At 58.9% G+C, this 26579-nt stretch carries 21 protein-coding genes, 1 tRNA gene and 1 pseudogene; 16 read left to right on the forward strand and 7 right to left on the reverse strand.

Features of this window, described 5'->3' with window-relative positions; genetic code table 11:
- Nucleotides 1-16: 16 nt before the first annotated feature.
- The 4 genes from ACTG2T_RS01535 to ACTG2T_RS01550 form a co-directional block, all read right to left on the reverse strand.
- Complete coding sequence (locus ACTG2T_RS01535) at nt 17-1276, reverse strand: dicarboxylate/amino acid:cation symporter (RefSeq protein ID WP_043819404.1); 1260 nt, start codon at nt 1274-1276, stop codon at nt 17-19.
- Nucleotides 1277-1480: 204 nt separating this feature from the next.
- Nucleotides 1481-1912, reverse strand: a complete 432-nt coding sequence (locus tag ACTG2T_RS01540) for a CC0125/CC1285 family lipoprotein (protein ID WP_041235087.1) — start codon at nt 1910-1912, stop codon at nt 1481-1483.
- Nucleotides 1913-2128: 216 nt separating this feature from the next.
- Nucleotides 2129-2205 (reverse strand) — tRNA-Pro (locus ACTG2T_RS01545).
- 112 nt (nt 2206-2317) lie between these two features.
- Nucleotides 2318-3661 (reverse strand): dihydroorotase, encoded by a 1344-nt coding sequence (locus tag ACTG2T_RS01550; RefSeq protein ID WP_330125172.1) that lies wholly within the window; start codon nt 3659-3661, stop codon nt 2318-2320.
- A gap of 80 nt (nt 3662-3741) precedes the next feature.
- Between ACTG2T_RS01550 and ACTG2T_RS01555 the strand changes: the two genes are divergently transcribed.
- The gene (locus ACTG2T_RS01555) at nt 3742-4617 is read left to right on the forward strand and encodes a 6-carboxytetrahydropterin synthase (protein ID WP_164537128.1); all 876 of its coding nucleotides are present in this window, start codon (nt 3742-3744) and stop codon (nt 4615-4617) included.
- Nucleotides 4618-4688: 71 nt separating this feature from the next.
- Here the strand turns inward: ACTG2T_RS01555 and ACTG2T_RS01560 are convergent, their stop codons facing one another.
- On the reverse strand, nt 4689-6701 hold the full coding sequence (locus ACTG2T_RS01560) for a methyl-accepting chemotaxis protein (RefSeq protein WP_100646263.1): 2013 nt from the start codon (nt 6699-6701) through the stop codon (nt 4689-4691).
- A 252-nt stretch (nt 6702-6953) separates the two neighbouring features.
- Between ACTG2T_RS01560 and hinT the strand changes: the two genes are divergently transcribed.
- From hinT to tyrA, 12 genes and pseudogenes are all read left to right on the forward strand, one after another.
- Nucleotides 6954-7304, forward strand: coding sequence for a purine nucleoside phosphoramidase (gene hinT, locus ACTG2T_RS01565; RefSeq protein ID WP_330125173.1), 351 nt, complete (start codon nt 6954-6956; stop codon nt 7302-7304).
- Nucleotides 7304-8740 (forward strand): COG3014 family protein, encoded by a 1437-nt coding sequence (locus tag ACTG2T_RS01570; RefSeq protein ID WP_330125174.1) that lies wholly within the window; start codon nt 7304-7306, stop codon nt 8738-8740. Before hinT ends, ACTG2T_RS01570 begins: the two co-directional genes overlap by 1 nt.
- Nucleotides 8741-8823: 83 nt before the next feature.
- A complete protein-coding gene (locus tag ACTG2T_RS01575) occupies nt 8824-9222 on the forward strand; it encodes a YcfL family protein (RefSeq protein WP_330125175.1) in 399 nt (132 codons plus the stop codon).
- Entirely contained in the window at nt 9222-9818 is a 597-nt protein-coding gene (gene lpoB, locus ACTG2T_RS01580) for a penicillin-binding protein activator LpoB (RefSeq protein WP_005302153.1), read from the forward strand. The genes ACTG2T_RS01575 and lpoB overlap by 1 nt, the downstream gene beginning before the upstream one ends.
- Complete coding sequence (locus tag ACTG2T_RS01585; RefSeq protein ID WP_330125176.1) at nt 9808-10653, forward strand: phosphotransferase; 846 nt, start codon at nt 9808-9810, stop codon at nt 10651-10653. The genes lpoB and ACTG2T_RS01585 overlap by 11 nt, the downstream gene beginning before the upstream one ends.
- A 3-nt stretch (nt 10654-10656) precedes the next feature.
- Complete coding sequence (locus tag ACTG2T_RS01590) at nt 10657-11514, forward strand: DUF6279 family lipoprotein (RefSeq protein WP_160881458.1); 858 nt, start codon at nt 10657-10659, stop codon at nt 11512-11514.
- A 96-nt stretch (nt 11515-11610) separates the two neighbouring features.
- Entirely contained in the window at nt 11611-12045 is a 435-nt protein-coding gene (locus tag ACTG2T_RS01595) for a hypothetical protein (RefSeq protein WP_330125177.1), read from the forward strand.
- Between the two features lie 157 nt (nt 12046-12202).
- Complete coding sequence (gene secD / locus ACTG2T_RS01600) at nt 12203-14002, forward strand: protein translocase subunit SecD (RefSeq protein WP_439973771.1); 1800 nt, start codon at nt 12203-12205, stop codon at nt 14000-14002.
- A gap of 151 nt (nt 14003-14153) precedes the next feature.
- Complete coding sequence (gene secF, locus ACTG2T_RS01605; RefSeq protein WP_005334046.1) at nt 14154-15071, forward strand: protein translocase subunit SecF; 918 nt, start codon at nt 14154-14156, stop codon at nt 15069-15071.
- 288 nt (nt 15072-15359) lie between these two features.
- The gene (glgC, locus tag ACTG2T_RS01610) at nt 15360-16661 is read left to right on the forward strand and encodes a glucose-1-phosphate adenylyltransferase (protein ID WP_005334047.1); all 1302 of its coding nucleotides are present in this window, start codon (nt 15360-15362) and stop codon (nt 16659-16661) included.
- 409 nt (nt 16662-17070) lie between these two features.
- The gene (locus ACTG2T_RS01615) at nt 17071-18144 is read left to right on the forward strand and encodes a 3-deoxy-7-phosphoheptulonate synthase (protein WP_330125179.1); all 1074 of its coding nucleotides are present in this window, start codon (nt 17071-17073) and stop codon (nt 18142-18144) included.
- Between the two features lie 134 nt (nt 18145-18278).
- Nucleotides 18279-19405: pseudogene (tyrA, locus tag ACTG2T_RS01620) on the forward strand (bifunctional chorismate mutase/prephenate dehydrogenase).
- A 538-nt stretch (nt 19406-19943) separates the two neighbouring features.
- Here tyrA and ACTG2T_RS01625 read toward each other — a convergent pair.
- Complete coding sequence (locus tag ACTG2T_RS01625; protein WP_021231018.1) at nt 19944-20981, reverse strand: porin; 1038 nt, start codon at nt 20979-20981, stop codon at nt 19944-19946.
- A 395-nt stretch (nt 20982-21376) separates the two neighbouring features.
- On the opposite strand from ACTG2T_RS01625, the gene dinG reads away from it, so the two are divergent.
- From dinG to ACTG2T_RS01640, 3 genes are all read left to right on the forward strand, one after another.
- Nucleotides 21377-23449, forward strand: coding sequence for an ATP-dependent DNA helicase DinG (gene dinG, locus ACTG2T_RS01630; protein ID WP_123173324.1), 2073 nt, complete (start codon nt 21377-21379; stop codon nt 23447-23449).
- Between the two features lie 142 nt (nt 23450-23591).
- The gene (locus tag ACTG2T_RS01635) at nt 23592-24251 is read left to right on the forward strand and encodes a YccT family protein (RefSeq protein WP_330125181.1); all 660 of its coding nucleotides are present in this window, start codon (nt 23592-23594) and stop codon (nt 24249-24251) included.
- A gap of 186 nt (nt 24252-24437) precedes the next feature.
- Nucleotides 24438-25334 carry a histone deacetylase family protein gene (locus ACTG2T_RS01640; RefSeq protein WP_330125182.1) on the forward strand — a complete coding sequence of 299 codons (897 nt, stop codon included), beginning with the start codon at nt 24438-24440 and terminating at the stop codon, nt 25332-25334.
- 158 nt (nt 25335-25492) lie between these two features.
- Here ACTG2T_RS01640 and ylqF read toward each other — a convergent pair whose 3' ends face one another.
- Nucleotides 25493-26443: a ribosome biogenesis GTPase YlqF gene (gene ylqF / locus ACTG2T_RS01645; RefSeq protein WP_330125183.1), complete on the reverse strand. Its 951-nt coding sequence runs from the start codon at nt 26441-26443 to the stop codon at nt 25493-25495.
- Nucleotides 26444-26579 lie beyond the last annotated feature (136 nt).

Genomic DNA, 26579 nt, shown 5'->3' on the forward strand with positions numbered 1-26579 from the left:
TTTCATGGCGTTGTGATCAGGCCTTGGCTGGCTCACTCTCGCCCAGCGCGACGGTTTCACCCAGACTGTCTTCGGTCTTGGCGACCACACTGGCGGCGATGGCGTTGCCCAGCACGTTGGTGGCTGAGCGGCCCATGTCGAGGAAGTGGTCGATCCCCAGCAGCAGCAGGATGCCCGCTTCCGGAATATGGAACTGATTCAGGGTGGCGGCAATCACCACCAGAGAGGCGCGCGGTACCCCGGCCATACCCTTGGAGGTGACCATCAGCAGCAGCAGCATGGTGATCTGCTGGGCCATGGAGAGCTCGATGCCATACGCCTGGGCGATGAACATTACCGCGAAGGTGCAGTACATCATGGAGCCGTCGAGGTTGAAGGAGTAACCCATCGGCAGCACGAAGCTGGCGATGCGCTTGTCACAACCGAACTTCTCCAGACGATCCAGGGTCTTCGGATAGGCGGCTTCAGAGCTGGCGGTCGAGAAGGCGAGCAGGATGGGTTCGCGGATCATCGCCAGCAGTTTGATGACGCGACCACGCAGGAATACGCTGCCCATGGCGATCAGCAGCAGCCAGAGACAGGCCAGCGCGATATAGAACTGAGCCATAAAGCTGCCATAGGTAACCAGAATACCCAGCCCCTCTTTGGCCACCATGGCGGCGATGGCGCCAAATACCGCGAACGGCGCAAAGTTCATCACGTAGCCGGTCACTTTCAGCATGATCTCGGCTGCGCTGGCCATCAACACCACTACCGGCTTGGCCAGATCGCCGAGCGCGGCGGCAGCCAGACCGAAGAAGAGGGAGAAGACCACGATCTGCAGGATCTCGTTGGTGGCCATCGCCTCGACCACGCTCTTGGGGATGGCGTGGGTCACAAAATCTTTCAGGGTAATGGCACCAGCAGCAATGCCCGAGCTGGCGGTGTCATTGGGCAGGGAGAGCGAGAGACCCACACCCGGCTGCATCAGGGTCACCATCACCAGACCCAGGCTCAGGGACATCAGGGAGGCCAGCATGAACCAGCCGAGGGTCTTGGCACCGATACGCCCCACGGTGCGGGTGTCGCCCATCTTGGCGATACCGACCACCAGGGTAGTGAAGACCAGGGGAGCGATGATCATCTTGATCAGGCGCAGGAAGATATCGGTCAGGATCGTGATGTTACTGGCGAAATCCGCAGCCTGATCTGCGGCAAACATCCGATAGCCCTGGCCGGTGAGGATGCCAAACATCATGGAGATGAGGATGGCGACCGTCAGTTTATTCATTTTCATGGGGGAGTCCCGGTTTTGATTGGTGCAAGCCGTAAACAGTGGCGTGGGAGCCACTACAGTCCGTTTTTGTGATCCGAGCCGTTGATTCCTGGCGGCTGGTATGCTGGGAGAATGCCTAAAAGCAGGGGGTAAATCTAGAGGCTTTATCCAGAATTTTATCCTGCCATTAGGTGTATGTGATATGGATCTTGCAAACCACCAATATTAATCACTGTTTATTTTGATTTCGGCGAGATATTTCGCATTCAGAGTTCGCTCATCGAGTGCCCGTGGCAACAGGCGAAAAGTGAGCAGCGCCGAGATGGTATGCTGCACCTGCATCTGGGCCATAAAGAGATCCGGCTCATCCTCGTCAAAGCCGAAGATCGGCCGTGATGGGGTCACCCTGACGGCATCGCGGTTAATGGTCAGCTCATCGACCTTGAGCCAGGAGTAACCCTCTGCCAGTGCCAGCTCCCCTGCCCGCTTGAGCACATATTTGCGGGCGGTCTCCCTGTCCACCAGATCGTTGCCGACAAACTCCAGTTGCCACTTGTCCGGGCCAAGCCGGGTCTGGGAAAAACCGGTCTGGCCGTTCCAGAACGACTTTTCACTCTCATAAGGGGTGGCGCAGCCCACCAGCAGCAGGGTGAGCATCAGCAGACAACAGGGTTTAGATACGGATGCAGACACGAGAGGCCCCGCCAGGCAAATGAGCAACAGAATCGTTACTACACCATAAAGCGCGGTAGCTGCACAATCCGCTCGCGCCAACAGCGACCAGCGTGCATCACCACTGGCTTCGCGCCTGTGCGGCAAATCGCAGGCAAAAGAAAAGGCCTTGTCGTTTGACAAGGCCTTTACCGGGGAATTTGGTCGGTGTGAGAGGATTCGAACCTCCGACCCTCTACACCCCATGCAGATGCGCTACCTGGCTGCGCTACACACCGACGGAGTCAGCTCGGCTGACGGGGGCAGAGTTTATGGAGATGACCCTGCCCTGTCAACAGGGAAACGCCGCCAATTCCTAAGCCATGGTGCGTTCGCCTGCTTTGCGAACAATCAGCGGTTAAAGGTCAGCCGCTTGCCCAGGATCTGGTCAGTCACCTGCCCGTTTTGCCAGGCGATCTGGCCGTTCACGAGCGTCATCTCCACCGTGCTGTGGAAGCGGTAGCCGTTGAAGGGCGACCAGCCACAGTGGTAGAGGATGTTGTCATCGTTGACCACATAGGGCTTGCCCAGATCCAACAGCACCAGATCGGCGAAGTAGCCCTCGCGGATATAACCGCGATCCTGCACCTGGAAGCGCTCGGCCACCGCATGGGAGGTCTTCTTGACGATAGTCTCCAAGGTAAACACGCCGTTGTGGTAGAGCTCCAGCAGCGCCTGCAAAGAGTGCTGCACCAGCGGCACACCGGACGGCGCCTTGAAGTAGCTGTTCTGCTTCTCTTCCCAGGTGTGGGGCGCGTGGTCGGTGGCGATGATGTCGAGCACATCGTTGCGTACCGCATCCAGCAGCGCCTGCTGGTCGGCAGCACTCTTCACCGCAGGGTTGCACTTGATCAGGCTGCCCTGAGTCTCGTAATCGGCTTCATTGAAGAAGAGGTGGTGAACGCACACCTCAGCGGTGATGTTCTTGTCCTTCAGTTCACTGAGATCGTGACTGGCGGTAAACAGCGACAGCTCCTTGGCCGAGGTCAGATGCAGCACGTGCAGCTTGGCACCGTATTTTTTCGCCAGCGCCACCGCCATGCTGGAGGATTTGTAGCACGCTTCGTCGCTGCGAATGCGGCCGTGCTCCCCCATCGGCACATTCTCGCCCCACTTGGCCCGCGCCGCCTCTTCGGCCTTGGCGATGGTCGGGGTGTCTTCGCAGTGGGTGACGATCATCACCGGACTTTCGCGGAAGATGGCCGCCAGGGTCTCCTGATTGTCCACCAGCATGTTGCCGGTCGAGGAGCCCATAAACACCTTGACCCCGCAGGACTGCTTGGGGTCGAGACGCTTGATCTCTTCAAGGTTGTCGTTGGTGGCACCGAGATAGAAGCTGTAGTTGGCGACGGAGGAGTTGGCGGCGATCTGGTATTTGGCTTCGAGGGCTTCGAGGGTGGTGGTCTGGGGATTGACGTTGGGCATTTCCATGAAACTGGTGGTGCCACCGGCGACGGCGGCGCGGGATTCGCTGGCGATGGTCCCCTTGTGGGTCAATCCCGGCTCCCGGAAGTGGACCTGATCATCGATCATTCCGGGGATGAGATGGCGACCTGCGGCATCGATCACCAGCGCATCGGGCGCCTCGATATCCGGGGCGATGCGGGCAATCCGTTCCCCCTCGATCAACACATCGGAGGCATAGATGCGGCCTTCGTTGACCAAGGTGGCATTCTTGATAAGCAGTTTGTTCATGGGGGGTTCCAGTTCCTTTGCCGATAATCGCGGGTCATAATAGCGCAAAACTGCCCTTTCTCTGTAGCAAGGCCTGACTGATGAAGTTATTTGTAAGAGATTTGACCGTGATCGACTCCAGCTACCTCTGCGAACGCCGCGGCATGGTGGGCGAGAGCTGGCTGGTAGATATCGAAATGAGCGGTGAGCTCAACGAAATGAGCATGCTGCTGGACTTTGGCCGGGTAAAGAAGCTGATCAAGTCGATCATTGATGAAGAGGTGGACCACAAGCTGCTGGTGCCGACCGAGTGCCCGCTGATCCACGTCGAGACACTGGATGGTGACGAAAGCACAGTGGATCTGCTGCGCCCGGGTCGCTCCATCCATCTACGCTGCCCATCCCAAGGCTTTGCCTTTATCCCGGCTCCGCAAGTTGATAAAGAGTCGGTGACCCGCTACCTGCTGGCGGTACTGGCCAAACGGCTGCCGGGCAATATCAAGGATCTCTCCCTGACCCTGCGTCAGGAGGCGATCACCGGTGCCTTCTACCACTACAGCCACGGCCTGAAAAAGCACGATGGCAACTGCCAGCGCATCGCCCACGGCCACCGCTCTCCCATCGAGATCCACGTCGATGGCGAGCGCGACCAGGAGATTGAGCTCAACTGGGCCGAACGCTGGGGCGATATCTACCTCGGCACCGAGGAGGACAAGGTGGCGCTGACCGAGCTCGCTTTGAGCCCCCGCGCCAATGCCCAGCTTGGCGAGCATCACTGCGGCTTCAAATATGTGGCGCCGCAAGGGCTGTTCCAGCTGGCCATCCCCAGCGCCGAGGTGGAGATGATCGACACCGACACCACGGTCGAGCTGCTGGCCTGCTATATCGCCCGCGAAGTGAAGAAGATGGTGGGCGACAAGTTTGTCAAGATTGTCGCCTATGAAGGGGTCGGCAAGGGTGCGATCGCCTACGCCTGATCCCCTTGTCACTACCGTAATAACAACAAGGCCCCGCATCTGCGGGGCCTTGTTGTTTCAACTCTCTACCATCAGGCACTGAGGCGGAAGCGCTTGACCAGGCTCTCCTGCTGCTCGGCAAGGGAGTCCAGCTGCTGGCTGGTCTCGGCTACCCGCTCAATCCCCTGATAGTTGAGATCCGAGATATCGGAGATGCGGTTGAGGTTGGTGGCGATATCGGCGCTGGTGGCCTGTTGCTGCTCGGCGGCAGAAGCGATCTGGCTCGACATGTCGCTGATCAGCACCACAATCCCCTGCACCTCCTCCATGGCATTGTTGGCATGAGAGCTCTGATCCACGCAGCTGTCCATCTCGCGAGAGCACTCCTGCATTACGGTCACGGCCTTGGCAACCCCCTGCTGCAGGTTCTCGATCATGGTCTGGATCTCGCTGGTGGACTGGGCGGTACGACCCGCCAGACTGCGCACCTCATCCGCCACCACCGCAAAACCGCGCCCCTGCTCGCCGGCCCGCGCCGCTTCGATGGCGGCGTTGAGGGCCAACAGGTTGGTCTGCTCGGCGATGCCGCGAATGACATCGAGGATGTTGCCGATCTGGCTGCTCATGGCACTCACATCACCAATCACCTTGCCGGTCTGTTGCAGCTTGCCCGCCAGTTGATGAGTGGTGGTGATATTGCCTGCCATCACCTTGCGTCCCATCTCGGAGGCCTTCTCCACATCCTGCACCCGCTCCAGGGTCTGGTTGGCAGCCTGCGCCACCTCCCGCACCGAGGCCTCCATCTGGGTCATGGCGGCGGCGACCGAGGCGGTCTCCTGCCGCTGTTTCTCCAGATCCGCCCGCACCGATTCGGTGGTGTGGCGATTGCCGTGGGCGGCATCGTTAAGCTGGGCAGACGCTTGTGAAAGCTGCGCCAGCACCTCCCCCATCTGGGCAATCAGCAGGTTGATCTGGCTGCCCAGCTGACCAAATTCATTCTTGCTCTGAAAACCGATGCGCTGGGTCATATCGCCCTGGGTTACTTCGGTCAGCACCCGCAGCAACTCCCTGAGCGGACGGCGAATTGCCTTGCCCAGGGTATAAGCCACCAGCATGGCGATCAGGATGGCGACGACGATGCTGGTTCCCTGGGTCAGAGTGCTCTGGCTCTGTGTGGCTTTGGCGTGCTGAATGCTCTGACTCATCAGCTGCTGACTCTGGCCGGTGATCCGCTCAAGCCGGTTCTGGATCTCGACGATCAGGGCGCTGGCCTGCTTGCTCTTCTCCCGCATCTGCTCCTGCTGCTTCATCAGCGCCAGATACTGGGAGAGCACGCCTTCGCTTGCGGTGGTGTCGCGCACAAAGCCGTGAACATAGTGGCCCATGTCGTTTTCGAAGTTCTTCAGCTCCCCCTGCAGATCCTTGATGGTGCTGTTGAACCCCTCGATCTGCATCTTGTTGCGCTTGAGCGCCCCTTCGATGGGGGCCGGAATGGTCTGATTGAGGGCGTCCATGGTGGAGAGTTCGATAGCAGAAAGCTTGGTGGTCAGGGTCTCGGAGAGCATCTTGATAAAGCTGTCGTCGATGGTGACCATCATGTCACCCAGACTCTTCTTGAACTGGGGCAGACTGACCTGAAACTGCCCCTTGGCCAGATTGACCTTGTGCAGTCGGGTGAGCAGCGCCTCGTGTTCGCCGGGCAGGGTATCGGTCAGTTGCAGGTAGCTGTCGACCTGCTGGCTGAGGCTGCTCATCTCCCCTTGCAGTTCGGGATGGTGGGCCACCTGCTGGCGCAAGACGTCGAGGCTCTTGCCCACCGCAGCCTTGGCCTGTTTCAGTTCGGCCACTTCGGCCGGCAGCTGTTTGGGATCCTGCTCGGTGAGCACATCCCCCAGCCACTTGTTGGCGCTGAGCAGGGTGATCTGGGTCTGACTGCTGGCAATCACCAGCGGCATAGACTGCTGGGTAACCTGCTCCAGTGCGTTCCCCAGAGTCTCCTGACTACGAAATGTGAGCAGTGAACTGGCCACCATCACGGCCACCAGGATCGCGAAGCCAAGGTAGACTCGCTGCAAGATGGAGAGATCCGACATTGTTTGTTTCATTATTGTCCCGCTGTATATGCAAAAGTCCCTTGCCTGAGTACCCCGTCCTTTTGATACCCTGCAGACCACCCTGAACAGGCGCTGCAGATGACGTCCCTCTGGCTATCGGTATTTTTAACAATAACTGAAGGGAATGGGACATCAGCTGTGTCAAATGTCGGCTTGTGTCACACTTGGCGTGCTGCTCGCCCCCCTTTCGGGAGCCGCTTGGGGTTCTAGTTCAATTTTCTGTTTCATATAAGGGAGTTAGCCATGGCGCAAGAAACCATTTTCAGCAAAATCATCCGTAAAGAGATCCCCGCCGACATCCTTTATCAAGACGATCTGGTCACCGCATTCCGGGATATCCAGCCCAAGGCCAAAACCCATATTCTGATCATCCCTAATGTGCTGATCCCCACCGTCAATGACGTGGAAGCCGAACATGAACTGGCCCTTGGCCGGATGTTCACCGTGGCCCGCAAGCTGGCAAGCGAGGAGGGCATCGCCGAAGATGGCTACCGCCTCATCATGAACTGCAACAGCCACGGCGGGCAGGAGGTCTACCACATCCACATGCATCTGGTCGGTGGCCAGCCGCTGGGACCGCTGCTCAGCCTGTAATGAATCGCCACGCCTCTACCTGCCGCAGCGCCCTGTTGCTCTGCGGCGCCCTGCTGTTGCTGGGAGGCTGCGCCTCCCGCTGGCAGGATATGTTCGTCTCCTACTCCGATCAGATGATGCCCCTGCGCAACCAGCTGCTGCTGGGCCACGCCGCCGAGGCGCTGCCCGAAGTGCGCGACTCCACCCTTGGGGATGACACCTTTGTGCTGGATCGGCTCGAACAGGGGCGCATTGCCTGGCTCGCCGGTCAGGATGCGGGCAGCAATCAGGCGTTCGCCGCCGCCGACAGCCGCCTTCAGTGGGAAGACAATCAGGCCGAATACCGGCTGAGCCACGGTCTGGATCAGGTGGGCAGTCTGCTCACCAACGACCAGTCGATGGCCTATCGTACTCCCGATTACGAACGCACCATGCTGCATCACTATCTGGCACTCAACTATCTGCAACGGGGTGATGCCGATGGCGCCCTAGTGGAGGTGCGCCGGGCCAATCAGGTGCAGGAGCAGGCGCTTAAACGGCGAGCCGATGAGGTGCGCAAGGCGAAGGATGAGAGCGAAGAGGCCGAAGCAGAAGGCGAGATGCGCCAGCTGATGTCGCGCGGCGCACCGGATCTCGACCGGTTGATCGGCAAGGTCAAAAACGGTTTTCAGAACGCCTACACCTTCTATTTTTCCGCCGTGCTCTATGAGGCGGCCGGGGATCTCAACGATGCCTGGGTCGACTATCAGCGCGGCTACCAGATAGCGCCGGACAACCGCAGCCTGCAAGATGCCTTGCTGCGTCTGGCGCGGCTGCGTGGCTCACCGGACGAGATCCGCGAGACCGAGAAAAAGATAGGCCGCAAAGCGCCGCCGCTTGCAAAAGATCAAGGCCAACTGGTGGTGCTGTTTGAAGATGGGCTGATCCCGGCACGGCGCGAACTGTTCCTGCCACTCCCCATCTCCACCTCCCGCGGCGATTTTCGCACCTTTACCGTCGCCATCCCCTATTACGATAATCGGGCCAGCGACACCGGCCCGCTGACGGTGGAAGTCGGCAAGCGGGTCGAGCAGACCAGCGAGCTGGTCAGGCTGGAAGCGCTGGCCGCCAAAGATCTGCAAGAGCGGCTGCCCGGCATGCTGACCCGCCAGGCGCTGCGACTGGTGACCAAGGAGCAGATGCGCCGCACCGCCGCCAAAGAGGGAGGGGATGTGGGCAATATTCTGGTGGGGATCTTCAACACCCTCTCGGAGCGGGCCGATACCCGCAGTTGGCTGACGCTGCCAGCTCAGGCATCGAGCTGGCAGGGAATGGTGCCGGCAGGTGACATCAATCTCACCCTGGGCGCGGGGGCAGCGCAGCGGCAATTGCCGCTCACCATCCACAAGGGACGCACCACCTTGGTCTGGGTACAGCGCCTCGGCGCCGGTCTGACCACCCGGGTGATGCCGCTCTGAGCAGACGGCGAAGAGAGATGAGCAAGACAATTAACCGGGCAGGCACACACGCGGCCCCACTCACCCCGATTAAGGAGAGCAAGATGAAAGCATACGGGTTGGCCCTCGGGCTCGCGCTACTGCTAAGCGGCTGCGCCACCAATACCTCCGGCATTGCGCTCTATGGCCCGGCGGGTGGCGCACCCACGCAGGAGCTGCACCAGAATGTCAATGTCACCCTGACCGAGCTGAGCCGCCGCCAGCAAAATGGCCTGCTGCAGGTCAATGTGGCCGCCGCCAGCACCCAGCGCGGCGATAACAAGCTGCAATATATCTTCTATTGGTATGATGAGGCCGGTCAGGAGGTCGCCAGCGATGGCCGCGGCTGGACCCCCATCAAGCTGCATGGCTATCAGACCCGCACCCTCTCGGCCCTGGCGCCCAGCCCGGCGGCGCAGGGTTACCGGATTTACGTACGCGAAGTGATTGAGGAATCCTACTGATGAAAATGAATCATGCCCTGCTGATATTGACCGGCGCGCTGCTGCTGGGCGGCTGCTCCAGCACCACCGTCAGCTATGGCGATCCGACCGAAACCGAAACCGTCACCGTCGATTATGGTTCCAGCGATCTGCAGGCCATCGCCGACAAGATGGCGGACTCCATGCTCGCCTCCCCTGCCACCAGCGAGATCACCGCCGGCGGCCGTCCGGTGATGTTCATGGACTCCATCCGCAACAAGACCTCCGAGCACATCGACACCGAGGCCATCACCGACACCATCCGCACCAAGCTGCTGCGCGCCGGCAAGTTCCGCTTCGTCGACATGAGCAAGGTGGCGGCGGTCAAGCAGCAGCTCGAATACCAGCAGAGCAGCGGCATGGTGGATCCTGCCTCCATGGTGCGCCTGGGCAAGCAGACCGGTGCCCGCTACATGGTTTATGGCAACCTCGCCAGCATCGTCAAGGACAATGGCAAGGTGAAGGATGTCTACTACCAGATGACCATGAACCTGATGGACCTGCAAAACGGCGAACTGCTGTGGGCCGATCAGAAAGAGATCCGCAAACAGGCGAAGAAATCCACCTTTGGCTGGTAACAGGCTCCCTCTGACGGGCAACTGTGCTCCGCTACTGGCCAGCCTGCCCGCCCCCTGGCGGGAGGGGCAGCTGGAACCACTCGGGTTAGGCCTGACCAACTGCAACTATCGACTGCGCCTCCCCTCGGGGCGCAGTTACTTTTTGCGTCAGGGCCACTCCGACCCGGTGCGCCTTGGTATCGACCGTCCCACCGAGTGGCAGCTTTATCAGGGGGCGATGGCCGAAGGGTTGGCGCTGCCTTGCCACTATGGCGATCCCGCCAGCGGTCTGATGCTGCTCGAATGGTGCGATGAGCCAAACTGGGTACACGCGGCGCCACCGGCAGTCGATCAGCCCCGTCTGCTGGCTGAGGTGCTGCGCAAGCTCCATCGCTTGCCGCTGCCTGCGGTGGTGATGGCGGTGCGAGCCCACGCCGCGGGCTATCGCGCCCGACTGGCCCACATTCCCTCCTGGCTGCCCGCCCTGGAGCGGGGCTTGCTCGCCAGCAGTGAGCCAAATGATTGCTGGCGCCCTTGCCACCATGATCTCAATCCGGCTAACTTGTTGGGAAGCAAACCCTGGGTCATCGACTGGGAGTATGGCGCGGCAGGTCACCCCGGCTTTGAGCTCGCCAGCATCCAGCGCACCCATGAGTGGCCCGCCGAGCGGCGCGACGAGCTGGAAGCGCACTATCTGCAGGCCCTGCCGCGCCACCAGTGGCCCGATTTTCAGAGCGAGGCATTTTTACCCTGGGTCGACTATATCGGCCTGCTCTGGGCCCTGCTGATGGCAGAGCAACAGCCCTCACTCGACTATGACACCCTGATCGCCATCAACCGGCAACGACTGGAGTAACAGATGATAAACAAGGTGCGCTGGCACAAGCCGAAAACCTGGGGTCTGCTGCTGATCGGCCTGCTGCTGACCGGCTGCTCCACCCGGGTGATCTACTACTGGCTCGATACCGCCATCATCTGGCAGCTGGATGACTACTTTGCCCTCTCCTATTCGCAGAAGGATCTGCTCAGCCGCGAAGTGAAGGGGCTGATGGCCTGGCACCGCCAGCACGAGCTGCCGCGCTACGCCAAGGATCTCGATGTACTGGCCAAGGCGGTGGCCAGCCCCATGACGCCGGAGCAGATCTCGACCAATCTCGATGCGGTGCAGCAGAGCCTGACCCGCACGCTGGAGAACACTATCCCCCGCGCGGTCAGGCTGGCGCGCACCCTGACCGACGAGCAGGTGGCCCGCTTTATGACCGATCGGGTCAAGCGGCAACAGGAGCGACAAAAGGACTTTGCCACTGAGCCCAAAGAGCAGATGCTGGCAGAGTTTCGCGACAAGATGAACAAGCGACTCGAGTTCTGGATTGGTGAGGTGAAACCGGCACAGGCGCCACTGGTGGCCCAGTGGGCCGAATGGCAATACGAGCTGATGCCCCCCTGGCTCGAGTTTCAGGAGTCCTGGACCCAGGAGCTGGACAGGCTGATGAAGCAGCGCCAGAGTCCCGACTTTACCCGTGAACTGACCGACCTGCTGGCCGAGGGGGATGGGCTGATGGATGGCCGCTTTACCGGCTATACCGAACAGTCGCGCCAGCGTACCGTCAACTGGCTGAGCGCCATGAGCCAGTCGCTGGATATCTCCCAGCGGGCTCATCTCTACTCCCTGCTCAAGGGTTATGCCCGCGACTTCAAGCAGATGAGCGGCAGCTGACAGCCAGCACCGAATGGTGCCATGCGCCCGGGGCAACCTTGTTCAAACCGGGCGCATGTGGTAGTTTGCCCTTTCTATTTATCGGGAATTAACTTTTTGCGCCTTATCGACAAAGTAAAACTGGTGCTGGTAACTCTGGTTATCGCCCTCACCCTGCTTTGTTCCATCGCCCGAATGGAAGGCCCGCTGCTACCCGCATCTCCCCAGAGTGAACAGCAGCAGACTCAGGTGTTCAATCAGCTTAGCGACAGCGATGATGGCATCATCAAGTTTGTCGGCAACCATCAGAATCACCTGCTGCGTCTCGAACAATCCCTGCGCAGTGACAACCAGCCCAAGAGTGTGGTCTACGAGCTGATCCAGAGCTGGTCGGCCCAAGCCATCCTGCTATTGCTGCTCGGCTGGCTGTTGCTGGCCACCCAGCTCTACCACAAGCAGCCCTTTCGCGATCCCTTCGCTACCATTCACCGCCACCGGCTGCAGCGCCAGTATCTGCAGTACCGCTTCACCCAGAGCTATCTGAGCGCCTGACCCCGAGGGGTTGGCACATCCACTGTTTGCTCATCTCCTCTTCCTGACGGATCCGGCAACTGCATGATCCGCATCTGATGCATCCCATTTTTTGCGCCTTGCCGAGCCTTGTTGCTATCGGCCCGGGCACCATTCTCCTGACAGAGGCTTGTTTGCCATGAGAAAGAGCAATCGCACCGTTCTCAACCGCATGAGCAAGTGGCAGTACGCACTGCTGCTGTTGATGCTGTTGACCTTTACCTTTTACTCCCTGCCCACCTTTTTTGAGCAGCCCTCCCTCGGCCTGCACGGACAGCAGCGCATGACGGCTCAGCAGCAGATGTTGCTGAGCGACAAACACCTGACCCCGATCAAGGTCATTGAGCAACCTGAGCGGGTCGAGCTGGTCTTTGCCAGTCAGGGCGAGCAGCAGCGAGCCAAGCAGTTGCTGGAGCAGCAAGGGGTCGACAGTGCCGCCCTGACCCTGGAGTTTCACTCCAACGCACCGGCCTGGATCACCCGCCTCGGCGCCGACCCCATCAAGCTGGGGCTCGATCTGCGTGGCGGCTCCCAGCTGCTGATCGGGGTGGACGTGGACTTTGTCATCGACAATCAGACCAAGAATCTGGTGGATACCCTGCGCACCCGCTTCCGTGAAGCCAACCTGCGCGGCGCCAGCGTCACGCGCAGCGCACAGGGCGCCGTAGCCGTCACCCTGCCGGAGGTGGCCGAACAGGAGAGCTGGCTCGCCATCATCAAGGAGAGTGCCGGTACCCGTCAGGATCAGTGGAAGCTGACCCGCTCCGGCAATGACCTGAAACTGGTACTGAGCGAGGCGGAGCGTACCCTGCTGGTCAACAACGCCGTGACCCAGAACCTGTCGATCCTGAAAAAACGGATCAATGAGCTCGGCATCGTCGAGGCCTCAGTGGTGCGTCAAGGTCAGGATGGCATCCGTATCGAACTGCCCGGAGTGCACAACCCCAAACAGGCGAAAGAGGTGATCGGCGCCACCGCCTCGCTGGCCTTCTACGAGGCCAAAGCCGACAGCCACTTCTATATCGCCGATCGCAACGGTCAGGCTGTTGGCATGGCGCGCAAGCCGGTACTGACCGGCGAGCACATCGTCGATGCCCGCGCCAATATGGGCGAGATGGGTCAACCCCAGGTCAATATCGTGCTCGACACCCTGGGTGGCAGCAAGATGAACCAGTTCAGCCGCCAGCATGTGGGCAAGCCGATGGCGACCGTCTTCACCGAGTACAAAACCAACGCCCAGGGCAAACTGCGCGCCCAGAGCGAGGTGATAAACGTCGCCACCATCCAGACCGCCCTTGGCAACCAGTTCCGTATCACCGGCATTGGCAGTCTGCCGGAAGCGCAAGAGCTGGCCATGCTGCTGCGTGCCGGCGCCCTCACCGCCCCGCTCAAGATCCTGGAAGAACGCAGTATTGGCCCGACGCTGGGGATGCAGAATATCGAGGCGGGCTTCACCGCGCTGGCTTTCGGCATGGCAGGCATGATGCTGTTCATGATGGCCTGGTACCGCAAGTTCGGCTGGGTTGCCATCACGGCGCTGGTCGCCAACCTGTTGATGCAGGTCGGCATGCTGGCAGTGCTGCCGGGCGCCGTGTTGACCCTGCCGGGGATCGCCGGTCTGGTGCTGACGGTGGGCATGGCGGTGGATACCCATGTGCTGATCTTCGAGCGGATCAGGGACCGTCTGCGAGAAGGGGGCTCACTGGCCAACGCCATCGACTTTGGCTATCGCTCCGCCTTCCACACCATTTTCGATGCCAATATCACTACGCTCATCTGCGCCGTGGTGCTCTATTCCATTGGCTCCGGGCCGCTGCAGGGCTTCTCCATCACCCTCATTCTGGGTCTGCTCTCCAGCATGATCACCGGGATCTGGGGGACGCGCGCCATCATCAATCCCCTCTGGGGACGCAGCAGCGAGCGCACGCTGAAGGTGTAACGGGACAGTTGTCCCTCTGATGAGCGGCTTTGGCTGCGCCATCGGCTATGGATATGGCCGGAGCGGCCAAAGCAGAACACTATTTTCCCGGCGTGTCGCGACACGTCGTGATGGGCCAACAGCCTGATGCTGGCTGGCCAAGGAGAGAATTATGTTGAGAATGATCGTTGCCATGGGGTTGACCCGTTGGCGTTATATCGGCCTGTGGGCTTCCATCCTGCTGACCGTGGCCAGCGTCGCCATCTTGCTGGTGAACGGCCTCACTCTGGGGCTCGATTTTACCGGCGGGATCCTGCTGGAGTTTCATATCCAGACCCTGAAAGAGGCCCATGAACTCAATGCCATGCTGGTCTCCCCGCTGGCGGGAGCCGTTGAGCTGAGCTCGGCCGGTATTCCCGGCGAGTGGCTGATCAAACTGCCCCCCCACGAACTGCCCTGGCCCGCGGCGGATCTCGCCACCATGCTGACCCAACAGCTGGGGATGCCGGTCGAGTTGCTGCGCACCACCATCGTCGGCCCTCAGGTGGGTGCCGAGCTGTTCCAGCAGGGGATGCTGGCCGTGCTGGTCGCTTCGCTGGCAATGTCGGCCTATCTGGCGTTTCGCTTCGAGTGGCGTCAGGCCATCGGCATCCTGCTCTCGGTGGTCCATGACGCCATCGTAGCGCTGGGGCTGCTGTCACTCTTTCAGATCGAATTCGATCTGAACATCATCGCCGGTTTGATGGCGGTGATCGGCTACTCCCTCAACGACAGCATCGTCATCTCAGACAGGCTGCGGGATCTGCTGAGCTCGCGTACCCAGATGGGGATCCACGAGTGCTCCGATGTGGCCATCAAGGCGACCTTCAGTCGCACCATGATCACTTCGGGCACCACCCTGTTTACCGTGGGCGCTCTGTTGCTGTTTGGCGGTGACGCTCTCTACGGCTTCTCCTTCACCCTGTTTGCCGGGATCCTGGTGGGCACCGTCTCCTCCATTACCGTCGCCTCGACCGTGCAGGAGCTGCTGGGCCTCACCCCGCAGGCCTACCAGAAGAAGAGCGAGGAGCCACTGGCCAACGCAGCCTGAACCTTGTTAACCAGGCCCGGCTTACCGGGTCTCAACAAACCGGGCCCCTGCCAACCATTGGCAGGGGCTTTTTCATCCCTCCTCTCGGTCTCTCGCCGTCCCTTTTGTTGCTCGGCTCGCTTCAATTGACAACTGACCATATTGAAAGCAATGACGGATCAACCCGTCATTTTTAATAACAAAAAGGTCATTTTATTACGTCAGAAACCATAAAATGTGACTGAAAGCACTTTCTTGAGGGCTCAAAGGAGGCAACATTGTAGTGATTTATCTACAAAGGGATATGAGATGTTGTTACAACCTGCCAATACAGCAAAATCCAGACAGTTGCTGAACGAGACCATGGCTTTGGTACTCGCAGGAGGGCGGGGTAGTCGCCTCAAACAGTTAACCGACAACCGTGCAAAACCTGCCGTTCATTTCGGCGGCAAATTCCGCATCATCGATTTCGTGCTCTCCAACTGCATCAACTCCGGCATTCGTCGGGTAGGTGTCGTGACCCAGTACAAATCCCACAGCCTGTTGCGCCATCTCCAATCGGGCTGGTCTTTCCTGCGCTACCAGATGAACGAGTTTATCGATCTGCTCCCTGCCCAGCAGCGGGTGGATGAGGTGAACTGGTATCGGGGTACCGCCGATGCGGTCTACCAGAATCTGGATATCATCCGCGATCACGCCCCCAAATATGTGGTGGTGCTGGCAGGCGATCACATCTACAAGATGGATTACGCCGCCATGCTGCTCGACCACGTCAATATGGGCGCCAAGGTGACCGTTGCCTGCATCGAGGTGCCACGCAGTGAAGCAAGCGCCTTCGGGGTAATGGCGGTGGATGATGATCGCAAGATCAATGCCTTCGTCGAAAAGCCTGCTAACCCGCCCGCCATGCCGGGCAAGGCCGACACCGCACTGGCCTCCATGGGCGTCTATATCTTCGATGCGGAGTATCTCTATCAGCTGCTGGAAGAGGACATTGCCAACGAGCAGTCCCATCACGATTTTGGCATGGACGTGATCCCCCGCGTGGTGAAAGAGGGCACCGCATTCGCTCACCCGTTTGGCATGTCCTGTGTCGGCTGCTGTCCGGATCGCCGCCCCTACTGGCGCGATGTGGGCACCGTGGACTCCTTCTGGGAAGCCAACATGGATCTCGCCTCCGTCACGCCGGAGCTCGATATCTACGATCAGGACTGGCCCATCTGGACTAGCCAGAACATGACTCCTCCCGCCAAGTTCGTGCAGGACCGAAACGGTCAGCACGGCATGACCATCAACTCCATGTTTGCCGGGGGCACCATCGTCAGTGGCTCTTTCATCCTGAGTTCGGTGCTCTTTACCAATGTGCGGGTCGACTCCTTCTGCACTCTGGATCAGGCCGTTATCTTCCCGGGTGTGGAGATTGGTGCCGGTTGCCGACTGCGCCGGGTGGTGATCGACAAGGGGTGCAAACTGCCGGAAGGCACGGTGATCGGTGAAAACGCCGATGAAGATGCACGTCGCTTCCACCGCTCCGAGCAGGGCATAGTGCTGGTCACCCAGGGGATGCTCACTCGCCTGAACAAAGAGCTGCAGGGAAAACAAAAGCGCTGATCCGCAGCCAGACGGGATCCCCCTTCCTACCGCAAAGGGAGCCATGATGGCTCCCTCTTTCTATGGCTGACCAGATAGCCACCTCACACCATCATTGCCATCGCGTTGCAGTCTCCCAGAGATACCATTTACTGTGGGTAAACAGCTGGGCAACGAAGCCTTTACGCCCTCAAGCCGTAAATATTATTTTACACAAAAGCCATTAACCCTCCGAAAAACCCTCTGTATTATTCCTGTTCGCGCTATATAGCAGCTCCTTTATCTGACTTTTTAGCGGTAAACCCACTAGTTTCACTTGATTGTTTGTTTTTCCTTGGTAAGGTGATGGCGGTTGCGTAACAAAGCAGGTACCAGTGTAAATATATGGGTACAACCGCTTTTGGCTTAATACAGTAGAGAGAATGAAATCATGCAAAGAGACCCCCTGAACAACATCCATATCCAGTCCGAACAAGTGATGATCACGCCTGCCCAGCTCAAGGAGAAGTTACCCATCTCCGACAAGGCGCTGGCATTCGTGCAAGGGGCCCGCAATACCATCGCCGATATCATTCACCGCCGCGATCACCGGCTGCTGGTGATCTGTGGTCCCTGCTCCATCCACGATATGGACGCCGCCAAAGAGTACGCAACCAGACTCAAAGCGCTGCATGATGCCTATCAGGACTCTCTCTACATTGTCATGCGGGTCTACTTTGAGAAGCCGCGCACCACGGTCGGCTGGAAAGGCTTTATCAACGACCCCAATCTGGATGGCACCTTCGATGTGGAGCTGGGGCTGCATCGTGCCCGCGAGCTGCTCTGCTGGCTGGCGGAGCTGGAGTTGCCGCTGGCCACAGAAGCGCTCGATCCCATCAGCCCGCAATACCTGGCGGAGCTCTTCTCCTGGTCGGCTATCGGCGCCCGTACCACCGAATCCCAGACCCACAGGGAGATGGCGTCCGGTCTCTCCATGCCGGTCGGCTTCAAGAACGGCACAGACGGCAACCTGGGGACCGCCATTAATGCGTTGCAGGCGGCCTCCTCCCCTCACGCCTTTATGGGGATCAACCAGCAGGGCCAGGTTGCGCTGCTGCAGACCCAGGGCAACCCGGATGGCCACGTGATCCTGCGCGGCGGCAAACATCCCAACTATGACTCGGTCAACGTGTCGCTGGCGGAAGAGGCGCTGGAGAAAGCGGGCCTGCTGCCGAGCCTTGTGGTGGATTGCAGCCACGGCAACTCCAGCAAGGATCACCGTTTGCAGCCCAAGGTAGCCGACAACGTCATCCACCAGATCCAGGAGGGCAACCGCTCCATCATCGGGGTTATGCTCGAATCCAACCTGTTTGAGGGTAACCAGTCCAGCGAGCAGCCCAAGCAGCAGATGCGCTACGGGGTCTCCATCACAGATGCCTGCATCGACTGGGACACCACCGCCACCCTGCTGGCCCGCTGCCACAAGCAGCTGGCTGACCCCCTCAAGGGCAGAACTGCACGATAAGCCGTGGTATCTTGTCGTAACCTATTGAACAATCTGGGTATCACCGCTGGTGGCATCAAACCGCTCATGCCGTGATACCTTGTTGCATCTTGATTTTCAGGGCGCCGCCGCTGCGGCGCCAGCAGGGACTGGATATGGCTGAAGAGTTGAATGTACTCAGGGACAAGATAGATGCGGTGGACAAGCAGCTGATCGATCTGCTGGCCGCCCGTCTGGCCCTGGTGGGAGAAGTGGGTGAGGTAAAGAGCCGCTACGGCCTGCCCATCTATGCACCGGATCGGGAAGCGAGCATGCTGGCCCGCCGCCGCGCCGAGGCCGAGCAGTTGGGAGTGCCCGGCGATCTCATCGAAGACGTACTGCGCCGGGTGATGCGCGAATCTTACGCCAGCGAGAAAGATACCGGCTTCAAATGCATAAAGCCGGACCTTGGCAAAGTGGTCATCATCGGTGGTCAGGGCCAGCTTGGCCGCTTGTTCGGCCATATGTTCAGCCTCTCAGGCTATCGGGTCGAGACGCTGGAACAAGCCGACTGGCCGCGCGCTGACGAGATCCTCGCCGGAGCCGGTCTGGTGATGGTGGCGGTGCCCATCGATATCACCTGCCAGATCATCGACCGCCTCAGCAACCTGCCCGCCCACTGCCTGCTGGTGGATGTCACCAGCGTGAAAGCGGCGCCGCTCGAACATATGCTGACGGTGCACCAAGGGCCGGTACTGGGACTGCACCCCATGTTCGGGCCGGATGTGGCGAGTCTCGCCAAGCAGGTGATCGTCTGTTGCCAGGGTCGTGACCCCGCCGCCAGCCAATGGCTGCTGGATCAGATGACCATCTGGGGCGCCCGCTTGCAACAGGTGGAAGCCAAGGCCCACGATGAGGCGATGACCCTCATTCAGGCACTGCGTCACTTCGCCACCTTTGCCTATGGCTGGCACCTCTCCCGGGAGCAGGCCAATCTGGATCGCCTGCTGAGTTTGAGCTCCCCCATCTACCGGCTGGAGCTGGCCATGGTGGGGCGGCTGTTTGCCAAGATCCCCACCTCTATGCCGACATCATTTTGTCGTCACCGCAGAATCTGGCGATGATCCGTCGCTACTACCAAAACTTCGGCGAAGCGCTGGGGCTGCTGGAGCGGGGGGACAGGGACGGTTTCATCGAGGCCTTCTCGCAAGTTTCCGGTTTCTTCGGCGAACACGCCGACCAGTTCCTGCGCGAAAGCCGCATGCTACTGGCCCAGGCCAACGACCGCCGCCAACACGGCTGATCCTGCAAAAGCAGTCACCGCTCATATCACCAAAAAGGGAAGATACTCAGGCATCTTCCCTTTTTTGTTTATTACCGATTTCAACGCTAACTCAGTCGCGAGCGGCGACACATCTCCTTTACGCCATACAGTCATTGCTCGCAGCAGCTTGGTTTGACCGTGAGTATCTGGCTGCCCTTGCAAGGGGCGGTGCTATTTGCGCGGATTGTGCGGATATTGAGGGGGCATACTTGGGATGTGATGCAGCACAGTAGGGGGAGATTGTGAGGTCAATCAGCGGTAGGTACGAGAGCAGTGCCCTCCCCATCGCAGGAAGCAGGAAGCAGGAAGCAGGAAGCAGGAAGCAGGAAGCAGGAAGCAGGAAGCAGGAGAGATTAATCGAGACAGATGGTTTGCCAAACATCACTTAACACAGCAATCCGGCGATTCATCATGGCGCCAATACGCTGTCGCCAAAAAGAAAATGGCCGAGATATCATCTCGGCCATTCGTAGCTTGGTCAAAGGCTCAAGCCACGATATTACTCTTGTTCAACTTATTAGAAGTTGTACTGCAGAGCAACAGTCCACTCGTCGTCTTGCTTGTCGATGCCCTGGATCTTGTACTCGGTGTAAGCTTTCAGCTTCGGAGTGAAGGCATACTGAACACCCAGCAGGGTCTCGTCAACCAGATCCTTGTAAGTAGAACCGGCAGCTTGAGCGTTAGCCTTGCCTTCTTTGAAGTTGTAGCCAGCCAGGAAGGTCCAAGCGTCTACGTTGTAAGAAGCAGCCAGCTCGTAACCACGGCCGTCATCTTTCATGCCCAAGCTCTTGTTCTTCACTTCGCCTTCAGTGTAAACACCAGCGAAGTAGAAACCATTGATAGCGTAGTGCGCGCCCACAGCCCACTCGTCTTTCTTACCAGTGTGGCCATTAACTTTGTTTTGCAGGTCAGAGTAGGCATAACCGGCATTAAAGCCCAGACCGAAGTCAAAGTCATAACCAGCAGCTACGCCGTAAGCTTTCTTACGCTTAACGTCTTTACCCCAAATAGCGTCTTCTTTGATCTTCTGACCAACGTCAGTGATTTTGACCGCTACGTCATCGTTGGTTTGGTAGGAAACTTTACCTTTGAAACCACCGAAGGTGTTGGAGTAGATGATTTGACCTTCTTGACGACCGTCATAGAAGTTACCGGCATCGCCCCACTCGTTGAAAATATCGGTCGGCTCGAGTACGTCGTAGAAAGCAGTGTCGGTCTGACCGAAGATGATTTTACCGTACTGGGAACCATCAAAACCGGCATAGATGTGACGCGGATCGATGTCGCTGGTATTGCTACCAGAGTTTTCAGCAGCTACTTGCCACTCGGTTTTAGCAATGGCAGACCAAGTGTTGTTCAGAGCAACTTTACCAGACCAGCCCAGACGGGTTGCACCAACCAGTTCTGCTGATTTGTCGTTAGCTTCGCCGTAGTAGTTAGCCTGAACACGGCCGTATACGTCGAAAGTGGTACCGTCTTTGTCATAGATCACTGCGGCGTTAGCGGCGGATGCAAACAGAGCCGGAATAGCAATAGCCAGAATTGTCTTTTTCATAGTTTCCAATGCCTACTGTAATTAAACACTAAGTTGTTGTTATTCCCTGTGTTAGCGATGTTCTTTGCATCACTATGCCGCCGAGACTAGCACCGGATTTTTTGAACCGCAATGAAAAAACTTGGAACTTTTTACGGAAACCATAGTCATGGAGGCAAAAATGTGAGCCAAGTCTCACCTGACGGCAAGACAAAAGGAAAACGTTTACAATGAATCCTGCTGATTATTTGGACTCAAATAGTCTATTTTGCATGCAAATGACGCTAACTACCTGATAAACAACCAAAGTGGTCTGATCAGCGTAAAACTGCCGTGATAATGGCTGTTGCCTCGACCTCACCAAGGGGTTGCGGGTATCCTTGTTCTTCGATTAACCCCTAACTGGCCTTCTCTTCATGCTCTCTACTCGCCTTAAAGCCACCATTCGTCAAACTTATCGCCAGATTTCGGATGGATTACCCGGTTTTGTGCCGCGCAAAGAGCAGAACTTTCTGGTGGCCGAGATAGCAAAAACCCTGACCGGCGAGTACGACAAACAGCGCCGTATTCTGGTGGCCGAAGCGGGCACCGGTATCGGCAAATCTCTTTCTTATGCGCAAGGAGCCATCCCGGTGGCGCGGCTCACCCAGAAGAAGCTGGTGATCTCCACCGCCACCGTGGCCCTGCAAGAGCAGCTGATCCACAAAGACCTCCCTTTTTACCATCGCCACAGCGAGCTGCCGTTTCGTTTTATGCTGGTCAAGGGGCGTCAGCGTTACTGCTGCGAACATCTGCTGGAACAGGCAGCCAGTGGCGCCGAGATGGCCAACTTCGAGCTCGACTTTGGCAGTCTGAGCAAGTCCAAACCATCTGACAGCGACAAAGATCGCTACCAGGCTCTGTGGCAGGCCTACACCAATGGCAAGTGGGACGGGGATCGGGACAACTGGCCGGAGCCCATTCCCGACACTTGCTGGGATCGCATCGCCGCCGACCGCCACACCTGCAACAAGGCGCTGAGCCATCACCAGCACTGCCCCTTTCATCGCGCCCGCAACGACATGGAGAGCGCCGATGTGCTGGTGGTGAACCATGCACTGCTGCTCTCCGATCTCACCATGGGCGGCGGCATCATTCTGCCCCCCCCCGATGAGTGCATCTATGTGCTGGATGAGGCCCATCACCTACCCACCATCGCCCGGGATCACGGCGCAGCATCGGCCAGCGTCAAAGGCTCGCGCCGCTGGCTGGAGAAGCTGGTACAAAGTGCAGGCAAGCTGGCGCGGACGCTTAATAAGGAGAGCCTGCTCGACCCCCAACTCAAACTGCAGGATGCACTGGCCTCCATCCAGCCCGACCTGAAGGCGGTCGAGCAGTGGCTCAGCGCCAACGATCGGCTGTTTGGCACGGAACCCCACTACCGCTTCGCCGAAGGGGTACTGCCGGATCCCCTGCCCATGCTGGCGGAGAATCTCAAGGAGTCGAGCAAGAAGGCGCTGCGAGCGCTGGATCGGATGCAAGGGGCCATCGGTGAAGCGCTGAAAGATGGCGAGATCCGCCGCAAGGAGGCCGAACCCCTGCTGGCAGAGAGCGGTTTTCATCTGCAGCGGCTGGAGAGTTTCTGCGCCCTGTGGGAGATGCTGGGGCGCCATGTGCCGACCGGTAAAACCCCACTCGCCCGCTGGATGGCCAAGAGCGATGACGGCGATATCTGGCTGCACGCCTCACCGATTGAGGTAGGCTATCTGCTGGAGGAGTGGCTCTGGTCGAAATGTCTGGGAGCCGTGCTGGTCTCCGCGACCCTCACCGCCCTCTCTTCCTTTAGCTATTTTCGCCATCAGGTGGGGCTCAAGGAGCACGACGGTACCCGCTATCTGCGCCTGCGCTCCCCCTTTGATTATCAGAGAGCCGAGCTCTATCTGCCCAAGATGGAGCACGAACCCAACTCGCCGGCCTTTACCAACGAACTCATCAGCGTGCTGCCACGCATTTTGGCGGGCAAGGAGGCGAGTCTGGTGCTCTTCTCCTCCTACCGCCAGATGAATGAGGTGGCTGTTGGCTTGCGAGCCAAGGGACTGTCACTGCTGGTGCAGGGGGAAGCCTCCCGCAATGCCCTGCTCACCCTGCACAAACAAAAGTGCGATGGCGGTCAGGCCAGCATCCTGTTTGGTACCGGCAGCTTCTCGGAGGGGCTGGATCTGCCGGGTCACTACCTTACCAATCTGGTGATCACCAAACTCCCCTTTGCCGTGCCCAACTCGCCGGTCGAGGAGGCCACCGCCGAGTGGGTGGAGCAGCGAGGCGGCAACCCTTTCCTGCAACTGACAGTGCCGGAGGCATCGCGCAAGCTTATCCAGGCCTGTGGCCGCCTCATCCGCAAAGAGGCAGATCGGGGGCGGGTCACCATTCTCGACCGGCGTCTGCTGACCAAGCGTTATGGCAAGGGGTTGCTCGACGCCCTCCCCCCGTTTACACGGCGGATCGAATAAATAAGTCGGTCGCTATTGACAAATAAACCAACAGCAGCGCGAACTTTGACCACCAGAAAGAGCCATTGCCGCAGTAGGCCAAACCTGTAAAAATGAGCCCCTGTTTTCAGTGGGCAATCGCCTGACTGTTCAAGGAGATGAAATGAAACTGACTGTTCTGGTACCGGCGCTGGCTGGTCTGTTGTGGGCCGGTAGCGCCCTTGCTGATGCCCAATTGGAAGTGACCACCCCGTATGTCGTCCAGCTGATCGATGGTCAATCCATCAACCCCAAGCTGCTCGACAAAACCAGCACCTTCCCCCTCTCTGCCGGCAAACACCAGTTGGTCGTCGCCTTTGAAGGCAACTACTCCAGCCGTAACGAAATCAAGCTGGTGACCGCCGAGCCGCTGGTGCTGAACTTCACTGCCGCCGACAATCAGCAGCTAGTGCTGGACTATAAAAAGCCCCGCAACGAAGCCGAAGCCAAGCAGTTTGTCAAAGATCAAAAAGTGGCGCTGAAAGACAAGGTCAGTGGTCAGCAAGTGAGCAGCGAGCAGTTCGTGATGCCGAAAGTAGAGGGCTTCCAGCTGACCCGTGACTATCAGCAAGAGCTGATCAACATGGGCAAAGCCTTCAACCAGCCCAAAGCAGTGGCCGTTTCTTCTGCTGCCGTGATGGCTGCCGCCAGCGCACCGGTTCAGGTTGCCCCCAGCAAGGCTCAAAGCAATCCGGAAGCGCTGACCCAGTTGCAAAACTGGTACAACCAGGCCGATGCGGAAACCCGCAAAGCCTTCCAGATCTGGGTTATCCAGCAGCAATAAGCCGGGCTGAGTGATTGACTGAAAGGGGAGCCAAGCTCCCCTTTTCCATTCCATATCCTGCGGTCTAACTCACGACGCGTCTTGATTTATGCGCTGCCACTTCCCCTTTATATAGGGAGTACATATATGGATTCATCTGCTGATTTCATATATAGAAAGCGCCACCTTGCCAGGGAGAATGGCACCATGTCGTTGCGCATTTTCTATCACCCCCTCTACTCCTCCCTGACGCTACCAGAGCGCCATCGCTTCCCGCTGGCCAAGTATCAAGGGCTGTTTGAACGCCTGCAGGTGCAGGGTTACCCCCTTGGCGAAGCGCCGGCCGCAACCTGTGAGCAAATCAGTCGCATTCACGATGCCGATTATGTCGCGGCGGCCCTGAGCGGCCAGCTTGAAGAGCGCGCCATCCGCAAGATCGGTTTTCCCTGGTCACCCATGCTGATGGAGCGCACCTTGCGCTCGGTGGGTGCCACTATTGCCGCCAGCCGCCATGCTCTAGAGCAGGGCTGCGGCTTGCAGATCTCCGGTGGCTACCACCACGCCCATCGGGATCACGGCAGCGGTTTTTGTCTGTTCAACGATCTGGTGATTGCTGCCCAGGCTTGCCTCGACGAGGGGCGCTGTGAACAGGTGCTGATCGTCGATCTCGATGTACATCAGGGAGATGGCAGTGCGACCCTGTGCGCCGGAAGGCGCGATATCATCACCCTCTCCCTCCATGGGGAGCACAACTTTCCCCATCACAAAGCCGCCTCTCACCTCGACTTTCCGCTGCCAAGCGGCATGACGGACGATGCCTATCTCACCACACTGCAACAGGCACTCTCGCTGGCACTGCGGCTCTATTCGCCGGATCTCATCCTCTATCAGGCGGGCGTCGATGTGCATCATGCCGACGAGCTTGGTTATCTCTCCTTGAGCGATGCAGGGGTTCGCCTGCGCGATGCCATGGTATTTGACTGTGCAATCAAGCATGGGTTGCCCATCGCGGCGGTGCCCGGTGGCGGCTATCGCCGCGACTGGCAGCAGCTGATCCCGCTTCATATGTCGCTGTTTGAGACGGCATGCCACCGTTTTGGCTGATGGCATGGCTTTATAGCGCGGACACCCCATCAGAAGTGGGCGGGCACTTCACCAGATAAAACAGAAGAGGCGACCCCTGGGGTCGCCTCTTCGTGTTTCGTCATCTGGGTCACACAAGCTCGCTCGTTGCCAGGCAAGCTCGGGACGCCTGAGTATAACTATTTCTGACGCTTGCGGGCGTACTTGCGACGGGCGCGGGCCTGACGCTCCTCTTCCCGCTCGGCCTTCTCTTTGGCTTTTTGCTCGGCTTCTGCGGCGGCTTCGACAATCTCGACGCTCACCATCTCCGGCGTCTCCAGCGAGATGCGGCCAAGCAAGCCGGAGCGGAACTCGTTGATCAGGATCTCGGACGCCTTGTGCAGGTCGGCCAGCCCCCCTTTACGCATAAACGCCCGCTGGCGGGCGATCATCTCCAGCAGTTCGATCTCGGTCTCGGGCAGCTCGTCAATCTGGTAGCGCGCCTTGATCCGCTCCGGATAGGCCTTGATGAAGTAATCGGTGGCGAACATGGCGATATCGGCATAGTCGAACACTGTGTCCTTGATGGCCGCTGTGATGGCCAGACGATAACCGCAGGAGGGCGGATTGAGCTTGGGCCAGAGGAAACCCGGGGTATCGGTCAGGATAACGTTGTTATCCAGCTTGATCCGCTGCTGGGACTTGGTCACCCCCGCCTCGTTGCCGGTGCGAGCGATGATGCGCCCCGCCAGGGTATTGATCAGAGTGGACTTGCCCACGTTGGGGATCCCCATGATCATCGCCCGCACGCCGCGTAGCTCAAAATTGCGCTCCGGCAGCATCTCGTGACAGAGAGTCAGCAGTTGCTTGATCTTCTCCGGTTCTTGTTGTGTCAACGGCAGCGCCTTGATCCCCTTCTCTTTTTCCATGTGCGCCACCCACAGATCGGTGATCGCCGGATCGGCCAGGTCCGCCTTGTTCAGCACCTTGATCACCGGGGTATCACCACGCAGCTCGGGCACCAGCGGGTTTTCGCTGGAGAAGGGGATGCGGGCATCGAGCATCTCGATGATCACATCGACCTGGGGCATGACCTCGGCAATCTCTTTGCGGGCCTTGTGCATGTGACCGGGGAACCAGTTGATGGACATATCCGTTACTCTCTGTGGGGGCTGCGGGCGCGCGCATGAAACAACAGGCGCTCTGCCGCGGGCATCGAACGAAGGGGGCGCATTTTACCTGCTGCGGGCCTCTTTTGACAGGTCATTCTAACCATCACCTCATCAA

Origin of the sequence: Aeromonas sp. 75A, from assembly GCF_051919425.1 — a bacterium.
GTDB classification, from domain to species: domain Bacteria; phylum Pseudomonadota; class Gammaproteobacteria; order Enterobacterales; family Aeromonadaceae; genus Aeromonas; species Aeromonas veronii.

Excerpts from the sequence above, each read along its gene's own strand:
- ACTG2T_RS01590 (WP_160881458.1), top strand. The coding sequence starts at position 10,657 with ATGATAAACAAGGTGCGCTGGCACAAGCCGAAAACCTGGGGTCTGCTG.
- secF (WP_005334046.1), top strand. The coding sequence starts at position 14,154 with ATGTTGAGAATGATCGTTGCCATGGGGTTGACCCGTTGGCGTTATATC.
- dinG (WP_123173324.1), top strand. The coding sequence starts at position 21,377 with ATGCTCTCTACTCGCCTTAAAGCCACCATTCGTCAAACTTATCGCCAG.
- hinT (WP_330125173.1), top strand. The coding sequence starts at position 6,954 with ATGGCGCAAGAAACCATTTTCAGCAAAATCATCCGTAAAGAGATCCCC.
- ACTG2T_RS01570 (WP_330125174.1), top strand. The coding sequence starts at position 7,304 with ATGAATCGCCACGCCTCTACCTGCCGCAGCGCCCTGTTGCTCTGCGGC.
- ACTG2T_RS01535 (WP_043819404.1), bottom strand. The coding sequence starts at position 1,276 with ATGAAAATGAATAAACTGACGGTCGCCATCCTCATCTCCATGATGTTT.
- lpoB (WP_005302153.1), top strand. The coding sequence starts at position 9,222 with ATGAAAATGAATCATGCCCTGCTGATATTGACCGGCGCGCTGCTGCTG.
- ACTG2T_RS01640 (WP_330125182.1), top strand. The coding sequence starts at position 24,438 with ATGTCGTTGCGCATTTTCTATCACCCCCTCTACTCCTCCCTGACGCTA.
- ylqF (WP_330125183.1), bottom strand. The coding sequence starts at position 26,443 with ATGTCCATCAACTGGTTCCCCGGTCACATGCACAAGGCCCGCAAAGAG.
- ACTG2T_RS01625 (WP_021231018.1), bottom strand. The coding sequence starts at position 20,981 with ATGAAAAAGACAATTCTGGCTATTGCTATTCCGGCTCTGTTTGCATCC.
- ACTG2T_RS01575 (WP_330125175.1), top strand. The coding sequence starts at position 8,824 with ATGAAAGCATACGGGTTGGCCCTCGGGCTCGCGCTACTGCTAAGCGGC.
- ACTG2T_RS01560 (WP_100646263.1), bottom strand. The coding sequence starts at position 6,701 with ATGAAACAAACAATGTCGGATCTCTCCATCTTGCAGCGAGTCTACCTT.
- ACTG2T_RS01550 (WP_330125172.1), bottom strand. The coding sequence starts at position 3,661 with ATGAACAAACTGCTTATCAAGAATGCCACCTTGGTCAACGAAGGCCGC.
- ACTG2T_RS01635 (WP_330125181.1), top strand. The coding sequence starts at position 23,592 with ATGAAACTGACTGTTCTGGTACCGGCGCTGGCTGGTCTGTTGTGGGCC.
- secD (WP_439973771.1), top strand. The coding sequence starts at position 12,203 with ATGAGAAAGAGCAATCGCACCGTTCTCAACCGCATGAGCAAGTGGCAG.
- ACTG2T_RS01555 (WP_164537128.1), top strand. The coding sequence starts at position 3,742 with ATGAAGTTATTTGTAAGAGATTTGACCGTGATCGACTCCAGCTACCTC.
- ACTG2T_RS01615 (WP_330125179.1), top strand. The coding sequence starts at position 17,071 with ATGCAAAGAGACCCCCTGAACAACATCCATATCCAGTCCGAACAAGTG.
- glgC (WP_005334047.1), top strand. The coding sequence starts at position 15,360 with ATGTTGTTACAACCTGCCAATACAGCAAAATCCAGACAGTTGCTGAAC.
- ACTG2T_RS01540 (WP_041235087.1), bottom strand. The coding sequence starts at position 1,912 with ATGCTCACCCTGCTGCTGGTGGGCTGCGCCACCCCTTATGAGAGTGAA.